This window comes from Streptomyces sp. NPDC007896, from assembly GCF_042959425.1.
GTDB lineage: Bacteria > Actinomycetota > Actinomycetes > Streptomycetales > Streptomycetaceae > Streptomyces.
Genome location: NZ_JBIBKX010000023.1, coordinates 21,353 through 41,815, shown reverse-complemented (window position 1 = coordinate 41,815; position 20,463 = coordinate 21,353). Strand labels below are relative to the sequence as shown.

The 20,463-nt window shown below is 67.7% G+C and carries 12 protein-coding genes and 1 pseudogene; 2 read left to right on the top strand and 11 right to left on the bottom strand.

Features of this window, described 5'->3' with window-relative positions; all coding sequences use genetic code 11:
• Nucleotides 1–57: 57 nt before the first annotated feature.
• From dxs to ngcE, 8 genes are all read right to left on the bottom strand, one after another.
• Entirely contained in the window at nt 58–1,989 is a 1,932-nt protein-coding gene (gene dxs, locus ACFZDJ_RS46820; protein WP_384917853.1) for a 1-deoxy-D-xylulose-5-phosphate synthase, read from the bottom strand.
• 195 nt (nt 1,990–2,184) lie between these two features.
• Nucleotides 2,185–3,477 carry a sugar ABC transporter permease gene (locus tag ACFZDJ_RS46815; RefSeq protein WP_168512092.1) on the bottom strand — a complete coding sequence of 431 codons (1,293 nt, stop codon included), beginning with the start codon at nt 3,475–3,477 and terminating at the stop codon, nt 2,185–2,187.
• Nucleotides 3,474–4,265, bottom strand: coding sequence for an ATP-binding cassette domain-containing protein (locus tag ACFZDJ_RS46810; RefSeq protein WP_168512090.1), 792 nt, complete (start codon nt 4,263–4,265; stop codon nt 3,474–3,476). The genes ACFZDJ_RS46815 and ACFZDJ_RS46810 overlap by 4 nt, the downstream gene beginning before the upstream one ends.
• Nucleotides 4,266–4,467: 202 nt before the next feature.
• Complete coding sequence (locus ACFZDJ_RS46805) at nt 4,468–5,568, bottom strand: substrate-binding domain-containing protein (RefSeq protein ID WP_390938416.1); 1,101 nt, start codon at nt 5,566–5,568, stop codon at nt 4,468–4,470.
• Between the two features lie 133 nt (nt 5,569–5,701).
• Complete coding sequence (locus ACFZDJ_RS46800) at nt 5,702–6,901, bottom strand: ROK family protein (protein WP_390938368.1); 1,200 nt, start codon at nt 6,899–6,901, stop codon at nt 5,702–5,704.
• 469 nt (nt 6,902–7,370) lie between these two features.
• The gene (locus ACFZDJ_RS46795; protein ID WP_384917846.1) at nt 7,371–8,291 is read right to left on the bottom strand and encodes a carbohydrate ABC transporter permease; all 921 of its coding nucleotides are present in this window, start codon (nt 8,289–8,291) and stop codon (nt 7,371–7,373) included.
• Between the two features lies 1 nt (nt 8,292).
• Entirely contained in the window at nt 8,293–9,216 is a 924-nt protein-coding gene (locus ACFZDJ_RS46790) for a carbohydrate ABC transporter permease (protein ID WP_385374068.1), read from the bottom strand.
• Nucleotides 9,217–9,275: 59 nt separating this feature from the next.
• Nucleotides 9,276–10,727: an N-acetylglucosamine/diacetylchitobiose ABC transporter substrate-binding protein gene (ngcE, locus tag ACFZDJ_RS46785; protein ID WP_384917843.1), complete on the bottom strand. Its 1,452-nt coding sequence runs from the start codon at nt 10,725–10,727 to the stop codon at nt 9,276–9,278.
• Between the two features lie 485 nt (nt 10,728–11,212).
• On the opposite strand from ngcE, the gene ACFZDJ_RS46780 reads away from it, so the two are divergent.
• Nucleotides 11,213–15,040 (top strand): GH92 family glycosyl hydrolase, encoded by a 3,828-nt coding sequence (locus ACFZDJ_RS46780; protein ID WP_391068571.1) that lies wholly within the window; start codon nt 11,213–11,215, stop codon nt 15,038–15,040.
• 67 nt (nt 15,041–15,107) lie between these two features.
• On the opposite strand, the gene ACFZDJ_RS46775 is transcribed toward ACFZDJ_RS46780, so the two are convergent.
• Nucleotides 15,108–15,815, bottom strand: a complete 708-nt coding sequence (locus tag ACFZDJ_RS46775) for an SDR family oxidoreductase (RefSeq protein WP_390938374.1) — start codon at nt 15,813–15,815, stop codon at nt 15,108–15,110.
• A gap of 133 nt (nt 15,816–15,948) precedes the next feature.
• On the opposite strand from ACFZDJ_RS46775, the gene ACFZDJ_RS46770 reads away from it, so the two are divergent.
• Nucleotides 15,949–16,317: a MerR family transcriptional regulator gene (locus ACFZDJ_RS46770; protein WP_168496602.1), complete on the top strand. Its 369-nt coding sequence runs from the start codon at nt 15,949–15,951 to the stop codon at nt 16,315–16,317.
• A gap of 32 nt (nt 16,318–16,349) precedes the next feature.
• On the opposite strand, the gene ACFZDJ_RS46765 is transcribed toward ACFZDJ_RS46770, so the two are convergent.
• A complete protein-coding gene (locus ACFZDJ_RS46765; RefSeq protein ID WP_391068567.1) occupies nt 16,350–19,634 on the bottom strand; it encodes a GH92 family glycosyl hydrolase in 3,285 nt (1,094 codons plus the stop codon).
• A 376-nt stretch (nt 19,635–20,010) separates the two neighbouring features.
• Nucleotides 20,011–20,178 (bottom strand): annotated as a pseudogene (locus ACFZDJ_RS46760) (cellulose binding domain-containing protein); the annotation flags it as partial.
• Nucleotides 20,179–20,463 lie beyond the last annotated feature (285 nt).

The following is a 20,463-nucleotide window of genomic DNA, read 5'->3' as shown; positions in this document are numbered from 1 at the left end:
GCCACCCGTGCGGGGTGGCGAAACCGGCCCAATGGACCTGTGTTCGACCGTGGTACGTCAGTCGCGGGCGGGCTCCACCGAGTCCACCGCCTGCTCGGCGGCCCCCGGGAAGCGGCCGTCGAGCTTGGAGACGAGACCGGTGACCTGACGGGCGATGTCCGGTGCGGTCAGGCCGATCTCCGCCATGACCTCGGCGCGCGAGGCGTGGTCGAGGAAGCGCGGCGGGATGCCGAAGTCGCGCAGCGGGACGTCGACGCCCGCGTCGCGCAGCGCCTGCGCGATCGTCGAGCCGACGCCGCCGACCCGGGAGTTGTCCTCGACGGTGACGACCACGCGGTGCTGCTCGGCGAGCGGGGCCATGGCCTCGTCGACCGGCTTGACCCAGCGCGGGTCGACGACGGTCGTGGAGATGCCCTGCTGGTCGAGGAGGCCGGCGATCTCCAGGCACATCGGCGCGAGGGCGCCGACGGAGACGAGGAGCACATCGGGCGCGTCGGTGCCCGGCTCACGCAGCACGTCCATGCCGCCGATCCGGCCCACCGCGGGCACCGCCGGACCCACCGCGCCCTTGGAGAAGCGGACCACGGTCGGCGCGTCGGTCACGTCGACGGCCTCGCGCAGCTGGGCGCGGACCTGGTCGGCGTCACGCGGCGCGGCGAGCCTGAGGCCCGGCACGACCTGAAGGATCGACATGTCCCACATGCCGTTGTGCGAGGCGCCGTCGGTACCGGTGACGCCCGCGCGGTCCAGCACGAACGTCACGCCGCACTTGTGCAGGGCCACGTCCATCAGGACCTGGTCGAAGGCACGGTTGAGGAAAGTCGCGTAGACGGCGAAGACGGGGTGCAGTCCGCCGGTCGCCAGGCCCGCCGCCGACACGGCGCCGTGCTGCTCCGCGATACCCACGTCGTACACCCGTTTGGGGAAGGCCTTGGCGAACTTGTCGAGGCCGACCGGCTGGAGCATCGCGGCCGTGATGGCGACCACGTCCTTGCGTTCCTGGCCGAGCTTGACCATCTCCTCGCCGAAGACGGAGGTCCAGTCGGCGCCGGACGAGGCGATCGGCAGGCCCGTGTCGGGGTGGATCTTGCCGACGGCGTGGAAGCGGTCCGCCTCGTCCTGCAGGGCGGGCTGGTAGCCGCGGCCCTTCTCGGTGAGGCAGTGCACGATGACCGGGCCGCCGAAGCGCTTGGCGCGGGCCAGCGCCGACTCCAGGGCCTCGATGTCGTGACCGTCGATCGGGCCGACGTACTTCAGGCCCAGGTCCTCGAACATGCCCTGCGGGGCGATGAAGTCCTTGAGGCCCTTCTTGGCGCCGTGCAGGGTCTCGTAGAGCGGCCTGCCGACAACCGGCGTGCGCTCCAGGAGGTCTTTCCCACGGGCGAGGAAGCGCTCGTAGCCGTCCGTGGTGCGCAGGGTCGCCAGGTGGTTCGCGAGGCCGCCGATCGTGGGGGCGTACGAACGCTCGTTGTCGTTGACGACGATGACCAGGTGGCGGTCCTTGGCGTCCGCGATGTTGTTGAGCGCCTCCCAGGCCATGCCGCCGGTGAGAGCGCCGTCACCGATGACGGCGACCACGTGGTCGTTCCTGTCCAGCACCTCGTTGGCCTTCGCCAGACCGTCGGCCCAGCCGAGGACCGTGGAGGCGTGTGAGTTCTCGATCACGTCGTGCTCGGACTCGGCCTGCGAGGGGTAGCCGGACAGGCCGCCCTTCATCTTCAGCTTCGAGAAGTCCTGACGGCCCGTGAGCAGTTTGTGGACGTAGGACTGGTGACCGGTGTCCCACAGCACCCTGTCCTTCGGCGACTCGAAGACGCGGTGCAGGGCGATGGTGAGCTCCACGACACCGAGATTGGGGCCGAGGTGGCCGCCTGTCTTGGAGACCGCGTCGACGAGAAAGGTCCTGATCTCGCCGGCCAGCTGGTCCAGCTGCTCCAGGCTGAGCCGGTCCAGATCGCGCGGTCCCGTGATGCGGGTCAGCAGCGGCACCCGTGCCTCCTTGCAGTAGAGCTGTTCGAGCTTTGCCGGGCCTGTCGAGTCTAATGTTCCGCCAGGACATGACTGTGCCCGGCACCGCCATTGGCGCCGGGCACAGGTCAAAGGGGGCTGCGTGCAGCGCGCCCCTCAGGGGCGCGGGGAACTGCGCGACCAGCCACAGCCGGCCCGCAACTTCCCTGCAAACCGCTACGCGCGCCCCGCCGTCTTCTGCGTCTTGCGGGTGACGGCGTCGATGACGACCGTGGCGAGAAGCACACCACCGGTGATCATGTACTGGATCGGCGACGCGATGCCCTGCAGCGCCAGACCGTACTGGATGGACACGATCACCAGTACACCCAGCAGCGCGTTCCACGTGCGACCGCGACCACCGAAGAGGCTGGTGCCACCGATAACCGCCGCGGCGATCGCGTTCATCAGGAGGTCACCGGCGCCCGCGCCCTGGTTGGCGGAGGCGATCTTCGAGGCGATGAACAGACCGCCGATGGCGGCGAACGTACCGGAGATCGCGAAGACCGAGATCCGGACCATCTCCACGTTGATACCGGCACGCCGGGAGGCCTCGACGCTGCCACCGAGCGCGAAGATCTTCCGGCCGTACGCGGTCCGGCGCAGCACGAAGTCCGTGATCAGCAGCACCGCGATGAAGATCACCACGGCCAGCGGAAGGCCCTTGTACTGGTTGTAGGTGATCGCCACGGCGAAGGCGACGATCGCCAGCAGCGCGGTGCGCAGGATGGTCTCGCTCAGCGGCCGGGACGGCACACCCGCGGCCTCGCGGCGCTTGTTGCCGTAGAAGGAGCTGAGGAAGAACACGGCGGTGACGCCGATGGCGAGCGCGTAGGCGGCGGCGACATCGGTGAAGTAGTAGCTGGTCAGCTTGGCGACGAGGCCGTTGCTGTCCAGGTTGATGGTGCCGTTGCTGCCCAGGATCTGGAGCATGAAGCCGTTCCAGAACAGCAGACCCGCCAGGGTGACGGCGAAGGCCGGCACACCGATGCGCGCGAACACGAAGCCGTGGAGCGCGCCCGCGACCGTGCCGGTGAGGATGGCCAGCACGAAGGCCAGATACTCGTTCATGCCGTGCGTGACGTTCAGCACCGCGAACGCGGCGCCGGCGACACCGGAGACCGAGCCGACCGACAGGTCGATCTCACCGAGCAGCAGTACGAAGACGATACCGACGGCGATCATGCCCGTGCCGACCATGGCGACGGAGATGTCGGACAGGTTGCCCGCGGTGAGGAAGTTGGAGTTCAGGCTCTGGAAGATGATCCAGATGATGACCAGGCCGAGGACGACCGGGATGGAACCCAGGTCACCGGCCTTCATCTTGCGCTTGAACTCGGAGGCGTAGCCGGCGAAGCCCTGCTCGCGCACGAGGAGCCGGGGGTCGACCGCGGTGACCGCCGCGGCGGCCGCCTCGGGGTTCTCCACGACGTGGTCCTCGGGGGTCTCAGAGGTCTTGTCGATGCTCACTTCTGAGCCTCCCCATTGCTGCGCGCCGCACGACGGGTCACGGCGTTCTCCGTGGCGCCCGTGATGGCGGAGATGATCTCTTCCTGCGAGGTCGACTTGACCTCGAAGATGCCGTTGTTGCGCCCGAGGCGCAGGACGGCGACCTTGTCGGCCACGGCCTTCACATCCGCCATGTTGTGGCTGATGAGGATGACAGCGTGACCGCGCTCGCGCAGCCGCTCGACGAGGTCGAGCACCTGGGCGGTCTGCTCGACACCGAGGGCCGCGGTGGGCTCGTCGAGGATGACGAGCTTGGGCTCGCCGAGCATCGAACGGGCGATCGCCACGGTCTGGCGCTGACCGCCGGAGAGCGAGGCGATCGGGATGCGGACGCTGGGGATACGGATGGACAGCGTGTCCAGCAGCTCGCGGGAGCGGCGCTCCATCTCGACCTCGTCCAGGATGCCGCGCTTCTTCAGCTCCCGGCCCAGGTAGAGGTTGCCGACGACGTCGATGTTGTCGCACAGCGCCAGGTCCTGGTACACGGTCGCGATACCGAGGCCCTGGGCGTCTTGCGGCTTGTTGATGTGGACGGTCTTGCCGTCCCACTCGATGGCGCCCTCATCGATGGGGTGCACGCCGGCGATCGTCTTCACCAGCGTGGACTTTCCGGCGCCGTTGTCGCCCACCAGGGCGACCACTTCGCCGGCGTGGACCTCAAGCTCTACATCGGTGAGCGCCTGGACGGCACCGAATCGCTTGGAGACCCCGCGCAACGCCAGGACAGGCGTAGCGGACACGTTAACCATCTCCTTCGCCGCCTGACCCGGCGGGAGGTTGTGCAGAAGTTTGTGGAGGGGGGTGTTCCGTCCGGCGCCCCGCCCTAGCTTTGCGGGGCTGATGGATGCGGGGCGCCGGAGGGGCTTCGATGACGCAAGTCCCGTACGGAAATTCAAGAACGAATTCCCGTACGTGGATAGAGACTTGCGGCGGCTACTTCAGTTGCTCGGACTACTTGATGCCGAGCGCGTCGCACTTGGCCTTGTAGGCGCTCGTGCAGATGTCGCTCACGGTGTAGACGCCGTCCTTGATGACGGTGTCGTTGATGTTGGCCTTGGTCAGCGAGACGACCGCGACGATGACCGAGGGGATCGCCTTGTCGGTCGGGCTGTCGACCTTGTCCTTGGCGACGGTGTCGAGCGACTTGCCCTGGGCGAGCGAGACAGCCATCTCGGCGGCGGCGTCGGCCTCGGGGGCGTACGGCTTGTAGACGCTCATGAACTGCTCACCGGCGATGATGCGCTGCACACCCGCGAGCTCGGCGTCCTGACCGGTGACCGGGACGGAGATGCCCGCGGCCTTCAGGGCAGTGATGATACCGCCGGCCATGCCGTCGTTGGCCGAGTAGACGCCGATGACGTTCTTCTTGCCGAGGGCGGAGATGGCGCCCTCCATGTTGGCGTTGGCGTTCTCCGGCTTCCAGTCCTTGGTGTCGTACTCCTTGCCGATGTTCACCTTGCCGTCGAGGACGGAGTGGGCACCGGCCTTGAACTGGGCGGCGTTCGGGTCGGTGGACGACCCGTTCATCATCACGATCTTGCCGGACTTGGCCTTGGAGCCGAGCGCGGTGAGGAGCGCCTGGCCCTGGGTCTTACCGACGGTCGTGTTGTCGAACGACGTGTAACCGCTGATCGGACCCTGCGCGAGACGGTCGTAGGCGACGACGGGGATGCCGGCGTCCTTGGCCTTCTGGACCGAGTTCTTGATGGCCGCGGAGTCCACAGCGTCGACGATGAGGACGTCCACCTTGTCGGTGATCATCGTCTCGACCTGCTGGGCCTGCGTGGTGGCGTCCTGCTTGGCGTTGGCGTACTGAACCGTGCCCTTGCCGTTCGTAAGCTCCTTGACCTTCTTCTCGATCAGCGGCTTGTCGAACTTCTCGTAACGCGCGGTCTGGTTCTCGGGAAGGAGCAGGCCGACCTTGATCGCGTCGCCCTTCTTGGCGGAGCCGGAGCTGTCGCTCTTGCTGCCACCGGACTCCTTGGCACTGCCACAAGCAGCCAGCGAAACGGCCATCGCACCAGCGGCAACGGCAAACGCGGCACGACGCATACGCGTGTTCACTCTTGAAACCTCCCTGACGAGGCCGCGTCGTTGCGGCCGAGGTGGCTGGAAGTCAACTCGGCCACGCGTGCGACGTCAAGAAGTAAATACTTAACGAGATGGCAACGGTGCCATGCGTTCTCTAAGTGAAGGCAGGGGTGACTGCAGACAGCGATCCGTCCAAAAGGGTCGAATCGCCCATCTCGCTGAGCGCGAGAGCAAGGGCCCCGAGCACCTCCGCACGGCCGCCAAGTGCCCCTGGCAGCACCGAGAGTTGACGTGCGGCACTGGGGATCGCGTACCGGCCGACCGACTCCCTGATGGGTCCGAGAACGAGCTCACCGGCCTCGGCGAGGTCGCCGCCGAGGACCACCCGACTCGGGTTGAGGAGGTTGCAGAGATTCGCAACCCCGCTTCCGATGTGACGGCCGACGTCGGCGATCACCCGACGACAGCCCGGATCGCCCTCGCGGGCCAGCCTGACGACGCCTTCCATGGTCAGGTCCGTGCCGTGACTGGACTGCAGAAGCGGCAGCACATAGCGCGCCGCCGCGAAGGTCTCCAGGCAGCCCCGATTGCCACAGCGACAGACAGGACCGGATTCATCAAGGGTGATGTGTCCGATTTCACCTGCCGTGCCGCCGGGCCCGCGGTAGATCTTGCCGTCGATCACCAGCCCGGCGCCGACACCGCTCGCGACCTTGATGTACGCCAGGTCCTTGACCCCGCGCCCGCTGCCCCAGACCAGCTCACCGAGCGCGCCCAGGTTGGCGTCGTTGTCCACGTACACGGGCACGCCGAGCCGCCCCCGCAGCTCCTCGGCGGGCTTCGCGCCGGTCCAGCCCGGCAGGATCGCGGTGGACCCCAGGGTCCCCGACTCCACGTCGATGGGACCGGGCACGCCGAGCCCCACGCCCGCGATCTTGGAGCGGTCCACCCCGGTCGCCGCGATCAGGCGGCTGACCAGCTCTTCCGCCCGGTCGAAGCCCTGTGCGGCGCTCGCGTCCACGTCCAGCGGCTCGGACTCCTCGGCCAGCACCTGGTGGGCGAGGTTCCCGACCGCGACGCGCAGATGCGTATGGCCGAAGTCGACGCCGATCACGATGCCGGCGTCACCGCTCAGGGACACGCTGCGGGCCCTGCGGCCACCCGCCGAAGTGGGGGTGACCTCGACCGTTCCGCCGTCCTTGAGCTCCCGGACGATATTGGAAACGGTCGCGGCGGAGAGGCCCGTCGTCCTCGCGATCTCCGCTTGCGTGAGCGAACCGGCAAGGCGCACCGCACGTACGACGCGCTCCAGATTGGCTCGGTGCAGCGACGACTGCGACCCCGGAGTCTCCACGACGACCTCCCGCGTACGAGGCCGCCACGATGAGGCCCCGCCTATGTCCAACTAGTGAACTCTAAGCTGAGCTGTTTGGGTTACCTCCCGTCAAGAGGTTGAGCTGCATCCGGCGCGGATGAGCACACGTGTGCGGGACAGACTGTGGCGTAGATCCTTCTATGGCCCAGGTCACACCCCGACTGATTACAAGTTGTCACCGCCCCCGGCCTGCAAGATCAAGACCACGCCGCCGCCCCGCCGGGCGTGGCTCCCGCGGAACCTTTCCCTGCGGGTGGAGCCGTTTGCGGGGAGATCGGGGAAATTCGGGACCGAATAGGCGGGACCGAATAGGCGGGACCGAGCACGCGGAACCGAGCAGGCGGAACCGAATATGTGGAGCCGAGTGTGCGGGACCGAGTACGTGTAATCCCCTCCGCGGATTCGGAGGGGATTACGTTCGACGGCTTTGGCCGTTACCGCGCTCGGCCTACTTGAGAGCCCCCGCCGTCAGTCCCTGTACCACCTGTCGCTGGAAGATGATGTACGCGGCCAGCACGGGGAGCATGGCCATCACCAGGCCCGCGAAGAGGCCCGACCAGTCACCCTTGTAGCCCTGGCTGGTCGCCAGCTCGACGAGGCCCTGGGAGAGGACCTTCTTGTCGGGATCGGTGTTCAGCACCGTCGGGAGCATGTACTGGTTCCACTGGCCCAGGAAGTTGAAGATCCCGACGCTGACGAGACCCGGCTTGGCCATCGGCAGCATGATCTGGAAGAAGGTCCTGGTGTGCGAGGCGCCGTCGACGAACGCCGCCTCGGCGATCGAGGTCGGCAGTGTCCTGAAGAACGAGGTCAGGAAGAAGACCGTGAACGGCAGCGAGTAGGCGATGTAGACGAGGATCAGACCCGGCAGCGTGTTCAGCAGACTCATGTTGTTCAGGACGTAGAACAACGGCACCAGGGCCAGCATGATCGGGAAACTCATTCCTCCGACGAAGAGGAAGTAAATGAAACGGTTGCCCGGGAACTCGAATCGGGCGAGGACGTACGCCGCCATCGAGCCGAGCACGAGCGTACCGACCAGCGAGAATCCCACGACGATGAGCGTGTTGCCGAAGTAGTCGCTCATGTGCGCCTGCGACCACGCGCGCGACCAGTTGTCGAAGTGCAGTTTGTCCGGCAGCGACCAGGGCGAGCTGAAAATGGAGTCGTCGTCCTTGAAAGACGTCATCACCGCCCACAGCAGGGGCAGCACGACCATGATCGCCCAGATGATGAGAATGCCGTGCGAGAAGGCGTTGAGAATGCCGCCCTCGCTGCTCTTCGCCTTCTGCGGCGGCGCCTTCTCCTTCGCCACCTGAGGACGGTCCTCGACCGGTTCCGCGGGCGGCGGGATGTCAGTGGTCTTCATGCTAGAACTCCAACCGCTCGCGCCGGCCCAGTCGCATCACGATCGCCGCGAACAGCAGCGTGACGACGAGGAGCGCGACACCGATCGTGGTGGCGTAGGCGGCGTTCGCGTCCCGGAACGCCGATTGGTACACGTACAGCGGAAGGACCGTGGTCGAGTAGTCGGGGCCGCCAGGGCCCACGGTCATGATCTGCACGGCGGCGAACGCCTCGGCGCCGAGCGCCAGGATCCCCATGTACACCCAGCCCGACTGCACGGTGTCCCAGAGCAGCGGAAGGGTGATCTTGAAGAAGGTGGTGGCGCGGCTCGCGCCGTCGAGCAGTGCGGCCTCGTAGAAGTCCTTCGGAATCGACGCCATTCCCGCCGAGAACAGCACGACGAAGAACCCGACCGTGCTCCACAGCAGCACCGCCATCACACACCACAGGGCGAGGTTCGGGTCGCCCAGCCAGTCCGGCTGGACACTGCCGAGGCCGATGGCCTTCAACGTCCCGTTGATGACGCCGTCGTTGGGGTTGTAGGCGAATTGGAAAAGCAGGGAGACGATCGCGATCGACAGCACCTGCGGGAAGAAATAGGCGATTTTGTAGAATCCCGAACCGCGCACTCCGGTGATGGCGGCGCCTTTTCGGCGCCGCCCACCGACATTGAGCATGAAGGCGAAGAAGAGCGCGAGGCCCAGCGTCACCAGCGGCAGCAGCAACGCGAACACCAGACTGTGCTGCAACGACTTCCAGAAGATGTCGTCGTGCAGCATTCTGGTGTAGTTGGCGAAACCGACCATCTTGAAGTCGGGGCTCAGACCGGTCCAGTCCGTGAACGAGTAGTAGATGGCCTGGACGAAGGGCCAGATCACGAAGATCGCGTACAACGCCAAGGGGGCCACCAAGAACCCCACAATGAACCGGTACTTGCCGTGTTGCATGGTTACCGACCCCGATCGTTTCGCGGATGCCGCCGCCGGCGACGCGTGGACACGCGCCGCTACTGGTGCTTGTAGTGCTTGATGGACTGGTCCTTGGCCGCCGCGTCCGCGTAGCCCTGGATCTTCTTGATGGCCTCGGCCGGGGTCAGCCGCCCTGCCATCATCTCGCCGAGACCGGCGACACCGATCTGCTCCTTCTGCAGCTTCACGTACCAGTCCTGGAGCCGCGGGTTGACCACGTTGGTCCCGGCCTTCTCCAGGGCCGCGACACCGGACTTGAGGCCCGGCGTCAGCGTGATGCCGTCGGTGCCGCCGTTGTAGGCGGTCAGCGACTTCACCTGGCTGGTGAAGTTCTTCGACGAGGCCTCGCTGAGCATGATGCGCAGCTGCTCCATGCCGCCCTCGGGGTTGTTCGCCTTGGCCGGCACGATGAACGGCTCGCCGCCGGAGGCCCAGATGGTGCCGAACGGCATCTTGTCGGAGCTGTCCAGGCCGGTCGGGCCGCTGACGGCCAGGTTGAAGTCCTTCGGGATGACGTTCGCGGACTCGTTCTCCACCCAGGAACCGTTCGGGATGAAGAGCGCCTTGCCCTTGGCCCAGGCGGTCTGCGACTGGATGTGGTCGATGCCCGGGGTGCCCTGGAGGATGTAACCCTTCTTGTAGAGCTCGTAGTACGCCTCGAACGCGGACTTGACGGCCGGGTCCTTCCAGGCGTTGGGCTCCAGGTTGTCGATCTTGTCGAGAACCTCGCGGCCGCCGATCTTGGCGATGAAGGGGTAGAGCGAGAACGGCAGGTAGTACGGGTACTTGCCCGCGTACGTCCAGCCGGCCATGCCCTTCTTCTTCGCCTTCTCGCACAGCGCGAGCATCGCGTCCCAGGTCTCGGGGTACGTCGCGTCGAGCTTGTCGAGGGCGGTCTGCGAGTACCAGACGCCGTAGACGGTGTAGGCGTAGTACATGATCCAGACCGGCGCGCCGTCGAACTGGCCCATCTCGACGATGCCGGGGCGCAGCGTGTCGCGGACCTTCTTCGACGGGTCGTCGATGGACGGCGCGTCGAGGAGCGGGGTCAGGTCGGTGAGCTGCTTCTTGCCGACGAGCACGCCCATGTCCATCTGCTGGGCGCCGGAGTTGTCGATCAGGTCCGGCGGGGTGCCGCCGTTGAACTTGGGCTGCAGTTCGGACTGGATCTTCTGGGTCGCATGGAAGTTGATCTTGACCTTGGGGTACGCCGTCTTGTACTGGGCGTTGGCGTCGGTCGCGTACTTCGTACCGAATCCGCCGTCGAAGATGACGACGGCGAGCGGGGCCGTCTCGTTGACGCCCAGCGGGTTCTTCGCGGTCTTCTTGCCGGCCTTGGCCTTGTCACCGGAACCGCTGTCGCTGCTCGCACAAGCGGACAAAAAGCTCATCGTCGGTACGGAAATCAGGCCGAGCGCCGCGGACCGCTTGATCAGGTCACGGCGTCCGACACCCTCGGTGTTGCTGTTCTCGGCGGAAGTGGATCCCATGCTCAAGTCCTCGCCTTCTCCAGGACTCAGGCGGTGAACCGGATCCTCCCCGGCACCGCGGTTAGGTCAAGCTGGGGTCGTGCGTGAGGGATTCAGTCGGTCAACGCGGCGATCCCTGCCCGTCACACTGGCCGCCGACGCCCGATTCCCCCCGGGACGTGCCTGCCCGCGGCCGTCGAGATCGGCTGGGCGGGTGCCGACAGGTATAGTCCACTTCCCGTCAGCGGAGCAAGATCGAAAGCGGGTTTACCCGCGGGTCTTTTCCGAGTTGAGACCTCGCGGAAATATGGCGCGTCCGCGACTTCCCCGCAGGAAGATCGACAGGGCACCAATCTCCCACCATGGGAGTAATGCGCAGCTCGTCGCACGATATTCACCCCGGACACCACACCCAACACCCTTGACACACTGACAACTTGACTCCCTACTGGTCCTTGCGCAGCAAATCTGACAACGTTGTCCAGGGCCAGGGAGGGTGCTTGCGCATGCAGCACAGAGCTCGGTACAGACGGAGTTCTTCGGCTCGGCTCAGATGGAGTTCCTCAACGATAATGGGGGTGGTAGCGCTTTCTCTGGTAGTGGCCTCGCAGGGCACCGCGATTGCCCTTCCGGCCCAAACGGCGTCCACCGATCGCGAGTTCGCGTCCTCGTTCGAATCAGGCGATCCGGCACCGACCTGGATCAACACGGTGGACACCGGAGCAGACGGGGCAAAACGCGCGTCGGGCGTCGACGGCGGCTACAGCACCGGCATCCCGGGCAATGTCACCGACCACGTCACGGACGTCAGCGCGAGCGGCGAGAACACCGGCGCGGGCGAGGTGAAGGAGAACCTCGTCGACGGCGAGTCGAGCACCAAGTGGCTGACCTTCGAGCCGACCGGCTGGGCGGAGTTCGACTTCGACGCCCCGGTCAAGGTGCTCACGTACGCGCTGACGTCGGCCAACGACCACGACGAGCGCGACCCCCAGGACTGGACCCTCCAGGGCTCCACGGACGGCAAGGACTGGAAGAGCCTCGACACCCGTTCCGGTGAGTCCTTCGGCGAGCGGTTCCAGACGAAGTCGTACGACATCGCGAGCCCCGTCGAGTATCAGCACTTCCGGCTCGACGTCACCAAGAACAACGGCGGCGACATCCTCCAGCTCGCCGACGTCCAGTTCTCGACGGGCCGGAGCGACGACCCGACGCCCAAGGACATGCTCTCGCTGGTGGACCGGGGCCCGAGCGGCTCCCCCACCGCCAAGGCCGGCGCGGGCTTCACGGGCAAGCGGGCCCTGCGCTACGCCGGTACGCACAAGGCGGACGGCCGGGCGTACTCGTACAACAAGGTCTTCGACGTCAACGTGGGCGTCGGGCGCGACACCGAGCTGTCGTACCGGATCTTCCCGTCGATGGCGGACGGTGACCGGGACTACGACGCCACGAACGTGTCGGTGGACCTGGCGTTCACGGACGGCACCTATCTGAGTGACCTGAACGCGGTCGACCAGCACGGGTTCGCGCTGACGCCGCAGGGACAGGGCGCGGCCAAGGTGCTGTACGTCAACCAGTGGAACAACGTCGCCTCGCGGATCGGTTCGGTCGCGGCCGGGAAGACCGTCGACCGGATACTCCTCGCGTACGACTCCCCCCAGGGCCCGGCGAAGTTCCGCGGCTGGCTGGACGACGTGGCGCTGAAGACCGTGGCCCCCGAGAAGCCCAAGGCGCATCTGGCCGACTACGCGCTGACGACCCGCGGCACCAACTCCAGCGGCGGCTTCTCGCGCGGCAACAACTTCCCGGCGACGGCTCTCCCCCACGGCTTCAACTTCTGGACGCCGGTCACCAACGCGGGCTCGCTGAGCTGGCTGTACGACTACGCACGCGCCAACAACGCGGACAACCTGCCGACCATCCAGGCGTTCAGCGCGAGCCACGAGCCGAGCCCCTGGATGGGCGACCGACAGACCTTCCAGGTGATGCCCTCGGCCGCCTCCGGCACCCCGGACACCGGCCGCACCGCCCGCGCGCTCGCCTTCCGGCACGAGAACGAGACCGCGCGCCCGTACTACTACGGGGTGACCTTCGAGAACGGTCTCAAGGCGGAGATGGCGCCCACCGACCACGCGGCGGCCCTGCGCTTCACCTATCCGGGTGAGGACGCGAGCGTGCTCTTCGACAACGTGACCGAGCAGGCGGGCCTCACGCTGGACAAGGACAACGGGATCGTCACCGGGTACTCGGACGTGAAGTCCGGACTGTCGACAGGTGCGACCCGGCTCTTCGTCTACGGGGTGTTCGACGCGCCGGTGACGGACGGCGGCTCGTCCGGCGTCAAGGGGTACCTGAAGTTCAAGCCCGGCGCCGACCACACGGTCACCCTGCGCCTGGCGACCTCCCTCATCAGCATCGACCAGGCGAAGGACAACCTGCGCCAGGAGATCCCCGACGGCACGTCGTTCGGGACGGTCAAGGAGCGGGCGCGCAAGACGTGGGACAAGCTGTTCGGCAAGGTCGAGGTCGAGGGCGCGACGCCGGACCAGCTGACCACGCTGTACTCCAGCATGTACCGGCTGTACCTGTACCCCAACTCCGGCTTCGAGAAGGTCGGTTCGAAGTACCAGTACGCCTCGCCGTTCTCCGCGATGCCCGGTCCTGACACCCCCACCCACACCGGCGCGAAGATCGTCGACGGCAAGGTGTACGTCAACAACGGCTTCTGGGACACCTATCGGACGACCTGGCCGGCGTACTCCTTCCTGACGCCCTCTCAGGCCGGTGAGATGGTCGACGGATTCGTCCAGCAGTACAAGGACGGAGGATGGACCTCGCGCTGGTCCTCCCCCGGGTACGCGGACCTGATGACCGGCACCTCCTCGGACGTGGCGTTCGCGGACGCGTACGTCAAGGGCGTGAACTTCGACGCGGAGGCGGCGTACGACGCCGCCCTCAAGAACGCGACCGTCGTCCCGCCGGCCTCCGGCGTGGGCCGCAAGGGCATGTCGACCTCCCCCTTCCTCGGCTACACCAGCACCGACACCGGCGAGGGCCTGTCCTGGGCGATGGAGGGATACGTCAACGACTACGGCATCGCCGAGATGGGCCAGGCCCTCTACAAGAAGACCGGCAAGAAGCGCTACAAGGAGGAGTCCGCGTACTTCCTCAACCGGGCCCAGGACTATGTGAACCTCTTCGACTCGAAGGCCGGGTTCTTCCAGGGCCGCGACGCGCAGGGCAACTGGCGCCTCGACTCCTCGAAGTACGACCCGCGTGTGTGGGGCTACGACTACACCGAGACGAACGGCTGGGGGTACGCCTTCACCGCGCCGCAGGACTCGCGGGGCCTGGCCAACCTGTACGGCGGCCGGAGCGGACTGGCCCAGAAGCTCGACGCCTTCTTCGCCACCCCCGAGACGGCCTCGCCGGACTTCGTGGGCTCCTACGGCGGGGTCATCCATGAGATGACCGAGGCCCGTGACGTACGGATGGGCATGTACGGGCACTCCAACCAGGTGGCCCACCACGTGAACTACATGTACGACGCGGCGGGTCAGCCCTGGAAGACACAGAAGAACGTCCGCGAGGTCCTCTCCCGCCTCTACACCGGCAGCGAGATCGGGCAGGGCTACCACGGCGACGAGGACAACGGCGAGCAGTCCGCCTGGTACCTCTTCTCCTCGCTCGGCTTCTACCCGCTCGTGATGGGCAGCGGCGAATACGCCATCGGCTCCCCGCTGTTCACCAAGGCGACCGTCCACCTGGAAAGCGGCAAGGACCTGGTCGTCAAGGCGCCGAAGAACAGCGCGAAGAACGTGTACGTGCAGGGCGTGACGTTCAACGGCGAGCGCTGGACGTCGACTTCACTCCCCCACTCGCTCATCTCCCGTGGTGGCGTGCTGGAGTTCGACATGGGCTCCAAGCCGTCGTCGTGGGGCACGGGCAAGGACGCGGCGCCCGTGTCGATCACCGAGGACGACAAGGTGCCCACGCCCCGGGCGGACGTCCTCAAGGGTGACGGCGCGCTCTTCGACAACACCTCGGCGACGGACGCCACGGTCACCTCGGTCGACCTGCCGACGTCCGCCGCGGCCAAGGGAGTTCAGTACACCCTGACCTCGTCCTCGGACCGCACCAGGGCGCCGGGCGGCTGGGTCCTGCAGGGCTCGTCCGACGGCACCACGTGGACCGACCTCGACAAGCGCTCCGGCGAGTCCTTCACCTGGGACAAGCAGACCCGGGTGTTCTCGGTCGCGCATCCGGGCTCGTACACGCACTACCGCCTGGTCCTCGACAGCGAGGCGACACTCGCGGAGGTGGAACTGCTGGGCTAGCACCCTCATGTGGGCGGGGCGGGCGCGGAGATCATTCTCCGCGCCCGCCCTGCTGTGCGGCCCGGGCTCAGCCGGCCTTTGGCAGCGTGTAGAACTCGCTCGGGTCGCCGGCGAGGGAGGCCTTGATGCCGGCGCTCCACTCGTCGGCCAGGACCTCGAGACGGCCGGCCTCCACACCGTCGAGCGCGGCACGGACGACGTCCGCGGGGTCGCTCTTCTCGCCGTCGTAGTGCGCCATCATGTCGGTGTCGGCGGACCCCAGGTGCAGGCCGGTGACCTGGGTCCCCTGGCCGTGCAGTTCGAGGCGGACGGCGTTGGTCAGACTCCATTCGGCGGCCTTCGCGGCACCGTAGGCGTTGGAGTAGTCGTAGGAGAACCAGGACATGGCCGAAAGGACGTTGAGGATGGCCCCACCGCCGCCCGCGGCCAGCACCGGAGCGAAGGCGCGGATCATGTCCAGCGTCCCGTAGAAGTGCGTGTCCATCTCCGTGCGGATCGCGTCGAGGTCGCCGGTCACGAGGTTCGCGTACGTGTTGCTGCCCGCGTTGTTGACCAGCAGAGTGACGTCCTGCGCGGCCGCCGCCGCGGCTGCGACCGACGCCGGGTCGGTGATGTCCAGCCGCAGCACCTCCACACCGGGGAGGTCGACGAGTCCGGGGGTGCGCGCCGTCGCGTAGACCTTCGCCGCGCCCCGCTCCAGCAACTGCAGGGCGAAGTGACGGCCGATGCCGCGATTGGCGCCGGTGACGAGGGCGGTGGAACCGTGGATCTTCATGCTGACTCCCGTGAGGACTCCGTATCGGGCCGTTCGCCGGCTACGCTAAAACCTGACGTTGACGTCAGAGGCAAGTACGTGTGGCCCGGGTCACCCTCGGCCGGGGTCCGCTCGATTCACGAGGAGGGGCGCCATGCGCATCGGGGAGCTGGCCGGCAGGGCGGGCGTGAGCGTGCGGGCGCTGCGCTACTACGAGGAGCAGAACCTGCTCACCTCCGAGCGCAGCCCCAGCGGGCAGCGGCACTATCCCGAGAGCGCGGTCGAGCGCGTCCAGTTGATCCAGCAGCTCTACGCCGCCGGTCTGGCGAGCAAGTCGATCGTGGGCCTGATGCCCTGTGTGGTGACCGGCGAGGTGACACCCGAGCTGCTCGAACGGCTTGAGGCCGAGCGGGATCGCATCGACGCGCAGATCAGCGGCCTCGCACGGACCCGGGACAAGCTCGACGGCATCATCACCCTGGCCGACGCGTCCGCCCGCGCGGGCCGGCCCTGCCCCCACTGACGAGCGACAGGACCGGCCCTCCTGCGAAGGTCTCAGCTCACCGCGAGGGTGAACACATGCAGGTCGGCGTTGTCCGGCAGCTTGACGCTCCTGACGGTCTTGCCGGACGGGGCCTGGAAGGGCTTGGTGGCGAAGACGTACGTCGCCACCGGGTCCTTGTCGGCACCCGCGACATTGCGGTACGCGGTCCTGGCGACGATCTCGTTGCCGTACTGGACGGTGCCGCCTCCGCCGCCGACGGTCCAGTCGGTGAAGGAGAGGTCGACGGTGTCCGTGCTGCCGTCGGTGTAGGTGACGGTCGCGTGGGTCTGCTGGTTGCCGTTGACCGCGCTGCCGATGAAGGACAACCGGTCGGCCGGGTGGGCGAGTTCGATGGTCTGGGCGGTCGCCGAGGCGTTGTCGGGGCGGCCGGTGGGCGAGTCGGGCCAGGTGTAGGTGAGGCCGTCCACGGTGCCCTGGGTGCCCGGGGTCAGGCCTCCGGCGGCGAGGGCCTGACGGGAGTAGCTCCAGCCGCCGCCGTCGTAGTCGGCCTCGTCGTGGTCGCCGGTGTCGTCGGAGACACCGGTGTTGTTGTAGGCGGCCAGGAGAGAGCCGGGCGCCGCGACGGTCAGGGCGACCGGCTGCTCGTACGAGGTGGCGGCCGACGTCACGGTGACCTTGACGTCGTAGAAGCCCTGCTGGGCGGTGTCACCGGCGGACAGGGTGATCTCCTGGGCGCCGTCGGTCACGGTGCCCTCGGCGGGGGTCGCGGTCACTCCGGCCGGGGTGTCCACCTTGAAGCGGACCTCGGGGCCGGTGCCGCCGCTCAGCGCGAGGGCACGGATGTCGAGCTTCGTGCTGCCGCCGGGTGCGAGCGTCGCCGTGGTCGGGCCGACCCCGATCTGGTACGGCTGCTCGCCCTCACGGAAGGACGGCGGGGCGGTGGCCGGGTCACTGCCCCAGGTGCGGTTCGGGGTACCGGAGAGGGTGTAGTCGAGCGTGCCGCCGTCGCGGACGAAGGAGGCGGGCAGCCAAGGGCGGTCGCTGGTACGGCCGTCCACCTTCAGCGACTGCACGTACGGGGCGTCCGCGGCGGCGCCGTTCGCCCGGATCTCGATGTCGTTGCCGCCGGGCCGGTTGATCTCCACCCGCGTGAACAGCGGTGAGGCGAGGACGAGTTCGGCGCGGGAAGGAACCTGCGGATACATGCCGAGCGCGGAGAAGACGTACCAGGACGACATCTCCCCGAGGTCGTCGTTCCCGGGGATTCCGCCCGGCTGGGTGGACCACAGCCCGTTCATCGCGGCGCGGACGGTCTGCTGCGTCTTGTAGGGCGCGCCCGCGTAGGCGTACAGGTAGGGCACGTTGATCGACGGCTCGTTGTCCAGCTCCGACTTGTCGCCACCGCTGCCCGAGAAGGCCCAGCTGCCGTCGGCGTTGTGGAAGAAGGCGTCGAGGCGGTCGAGTGCCTTGTCCCGGCCGCCCATCGCGGCGAAGAGCCCGGCCGGGTTGTGCTGCACCATCCAGGTGTACTGGGCGGCCGTACCCTCCACGAATCCGTTGCCGGTCGCCGGGGTGAAGCCGGTGACCCAGCTGCCGTCCGCCTTGCGGTTGGCGACGTAGCCACCGCTAGGGTCGGCCGCGATGTTGAAGTTGTTCTGCCACCACTGGGAGCGCCGGGCGAAGTCGGCGGCCGTCTGCTTCCTCCCCGCCGCCGTGGCGAGTTGGGAGAGCGCGAAGTCGGCGCCGGACATCTCCAGGGTCTCGGCGGCGCCGCCCCAGGCGTTGGACACGGACGGCATGTAGTGCTGCTTGAGGTACTTGTCCAGCGACGGCCGCTGCCCGACGGACAGGACCGGCTTGCCCGAGGAGGAGAGGTCGCCCTCGGTCGGCACGGTCGCCGCCTTGACCAGCGAGTCCAGCGCGCCGCGCAGGTCGAAGTCGGTGCCGCCGAAGGCCCGGATGCCGGCGAGCGCGGTCGGGGACGGGTCGCCGTTCATGACGTGGGTGCCGCTCGCGCCGTGCAGCCAGCGGTCCCAGACGCCGCCGTTCTGCCGGGCGAGTTCGAGCAGCGACTGCGCGATGTCGGAGCCGGTGTCCGGGCTGAGCAGGGTCAGCAGCTGGACCTGGGAGCGGTAGACGTCCCAGCCGGAGAAGGTGCCGTACTGGGCTCGGTGGCCGCGCCCGACGTCATGGACCTTGTCGTCGGGGCCCCGGTATCTGCGGTCGGCGTCACTGATGACGTTCGGGTGCAGAAGGGCGTGGTAGAGCGCGGTGTAGAAGGTCCTGCGGTCGGTGTCGCTGCCGCCGCCGACCCTGATCGCGCCGAGCAGGTCGCGCCAGGCGCGGTGGGCGGCGTCCTGGACCGAGGCGAAGGAGCGGGACGGCGGGTTCTCGGCCGCGAGGTTGGCGGCGGCGCCCGCGTGGCTGACGTACGAGATGCCGACCTTGACGTTCACGGGGTCGGTGCCGGGCTCGAACTCCACATAGCCGCCCGCGCCCTTGCCCGCGACGGGACGGCCGCCGCTCGCGAAGCCGCCGGTGCCGCCGCTCGCCTCCGTGGACCCCGGGCTCAGCTTGTCGTCCTGCCAGGTGCCGGTCGACTTGAAGTCGCGGTCGAAGCGGGCGGTGAAGTAGAGGGTGTAGTAGGCGCGTTGGCCCTCGGGGTCGAGGTAGCCGCAGAAGTTCCCGGAGGTGACGGACCCGGAGACGGTACGGGTCGCCGGGTCGATCTTCAGGGCCGAATCGGTCGAACCGACCTCGGAGTTGGCGCTGCGGACCAGCAGCGAGGCGGGCTTGTCGGCGGGGAAGGTGAAGCGGCCCGAGCCGGTGCGCGCGGTCGCGGTGAGGTCGGCGGTGACGCCGGAGGCGAGGCCGACCTTGTAGTGGCCGGGCTCGGCCGTCTCGTCGGTGTGCGCGAAGTCGGCCGCGTACACCGCGTCCTTGGTGTCGCTCGCCGGGGAGGACGTGACCTCACCGGCGTACGGGAAGAAGGGGATGTCGCCGCTGCCGCCCGCACAGCCCGTGCCGGACATATGGGTCAGGCTGAAGCCCCTGATGCGGGTGGCGTCGTACTGGTAACCGCCGGGCGCGGCCGTACGGGTGGCGTCGCCGCGGGTGTTCTCGGGGCTCCAGGAGAGCATGCCGAAGGGCACGACGGCGCCGGGGAAGACGTTTCCGCCGCTCTTGGTGCCGATGAGCGGGTCGACGTAGGTGGTGGGGTCTCGGACGAGGTCCGGTGATGCGGCGGTGGCGGCTGCCGCAGGGGTGACGGCGGGGGTGATCCCGGCCGCCGCCAGGGCGACGGCGAGCAGGACGGATGACGGACGGAAACGCATGACGCGGCCCCTCCTCCTTCGGACGGGTCGCGCACCTCAGGTCGCACAAGCCGCAGGGACAGTAACGTGCGCCACGGGTACCACGGAAGACCGCGCGCGGTCCCACAGGCACGCTCGGCGCACACCCCTATGGCGCAACGCGCCCCCCACTGGCCTCTCAACTCGCTTGACATCGTTGTCGGTTGAGGCGGTAGAGTCATGTACAGACCATCAGACAACGTTGTCGCACACCTCGGTCGCCACAAGCCACGCTCCCCCACGTTCTCGGCCTCGCTCGAGCAGGGGGACCACCACCCCGGGCGGCAACCCCCCTCGCCCGCCCGGGCTCGCGGACCGGGTGAGTTCCACACCACCCACCCGGTCCGCCCAGAGCCGGTCAACCCACCTGGCAGGCAAGCGTGGTCGCGGGATCACCGCCGGAGCCCGAGACGACACACCCGAAGGTCGCACTCCTCCCGGGATCCAGCGCACCGTTCCAGTCGGCGTCGTGCACCATCACGTCCTGACCGCTGTGGGTCGCGTCGCCGTTCCAGAGGCTGCCGACCGACGTTCATGACAGCTTCGGGCATGACGAACAGACCCTTCGCTCGATGTCGCGGGAATGTGAGGTGAGGTGGGAGCGACTCCCGGCGGGTTCCGGTCCGCCACATGGGAGCGCTCCCACCTCATGCGGACGTTAGCGCGCACAACCACCTCTGTAAACGCTTCACGTGTAAGCGCTTCACACACGAGGGCCGCACCCCCTGACAACGGGTGCGGCCCTCGCCATGGCCGCGCACTCCCCGGTGTCGAGCTCGGTCACCGTCGCTGGATCCCTTCGTCGTGGGCA

Excerpts from the sequence above, each read along its gene's own strand:
- ngcE (WP_384917843.1), bottom strand. The coding sequence starts at position 10,727 with ATGGGATCCACTTCCGCCGAGAACAGCAACACCGAGGGTGTCGGACGC.
- ACFZDJ_RS46790 (WP_385374068.1), bottom strand. The coding sequence starts at position 9,216 with ATGCAACACGGCAAGTACCGGTTCATTGTGGGGTTCTTGGTGGCCCCC.
- ACFZDJ_RS46805 (WP_390938416.1), bottom strand. The coding sequence starts at position 5,568 with ATGCGTCGTGCCGCGTTTGCCGTTGCCGCTGGTGCGATGGCCGTTTCG.
- ACFZDJ_RS46775 (WP_390938374.1), bottom strand. The coding sequence starts at position 15,815 with ATGAAGATCCACGGTTCCACCGCCCTCGTCACCGGCGCCAATCGCGGC.
- ACFZDJ_RS46765 (WP_391068567.1), bottom strand. The coding sequence starts at position 19,634 with ATGCGTTTCCGTCCGTCATCCGTCCTGCTCGCCGTCGCCCTGGCGGCG.
- ACFZDJ_RS46810 (WP_168512090.1), bottom strand. The coding sequence starts at position 4,265 with ATGGTTAACGTGTCCGCTACGCCTGTCCTGGCGTTGCGCGGGGTCTCC.
- ACFZDJ_RS46795 (WP_384917846.1), bottom strand. The coding sequence starts at position 8,291 with ATGAAGACCACTGACATCCCGCCGCCCGCGGAACCGGTCGAGGACCGT.
- ACFZDJ_RS46780 (WP_391068571.1), top strand. The coding sequence starts at position 11,213 with ATGCAGCACAGAGCTCGGTACAGACGGAGTTCTTCGGCTCGGCTCAGA.
- ACFZDJ_RS46770 (WP_168496602.1), top strand. The coding sequence starts at position 15,949 with ATGCGCATCGGGGAGCTGGCCGGCAGGGCGGGCGTGAGCGTGCGGGCG.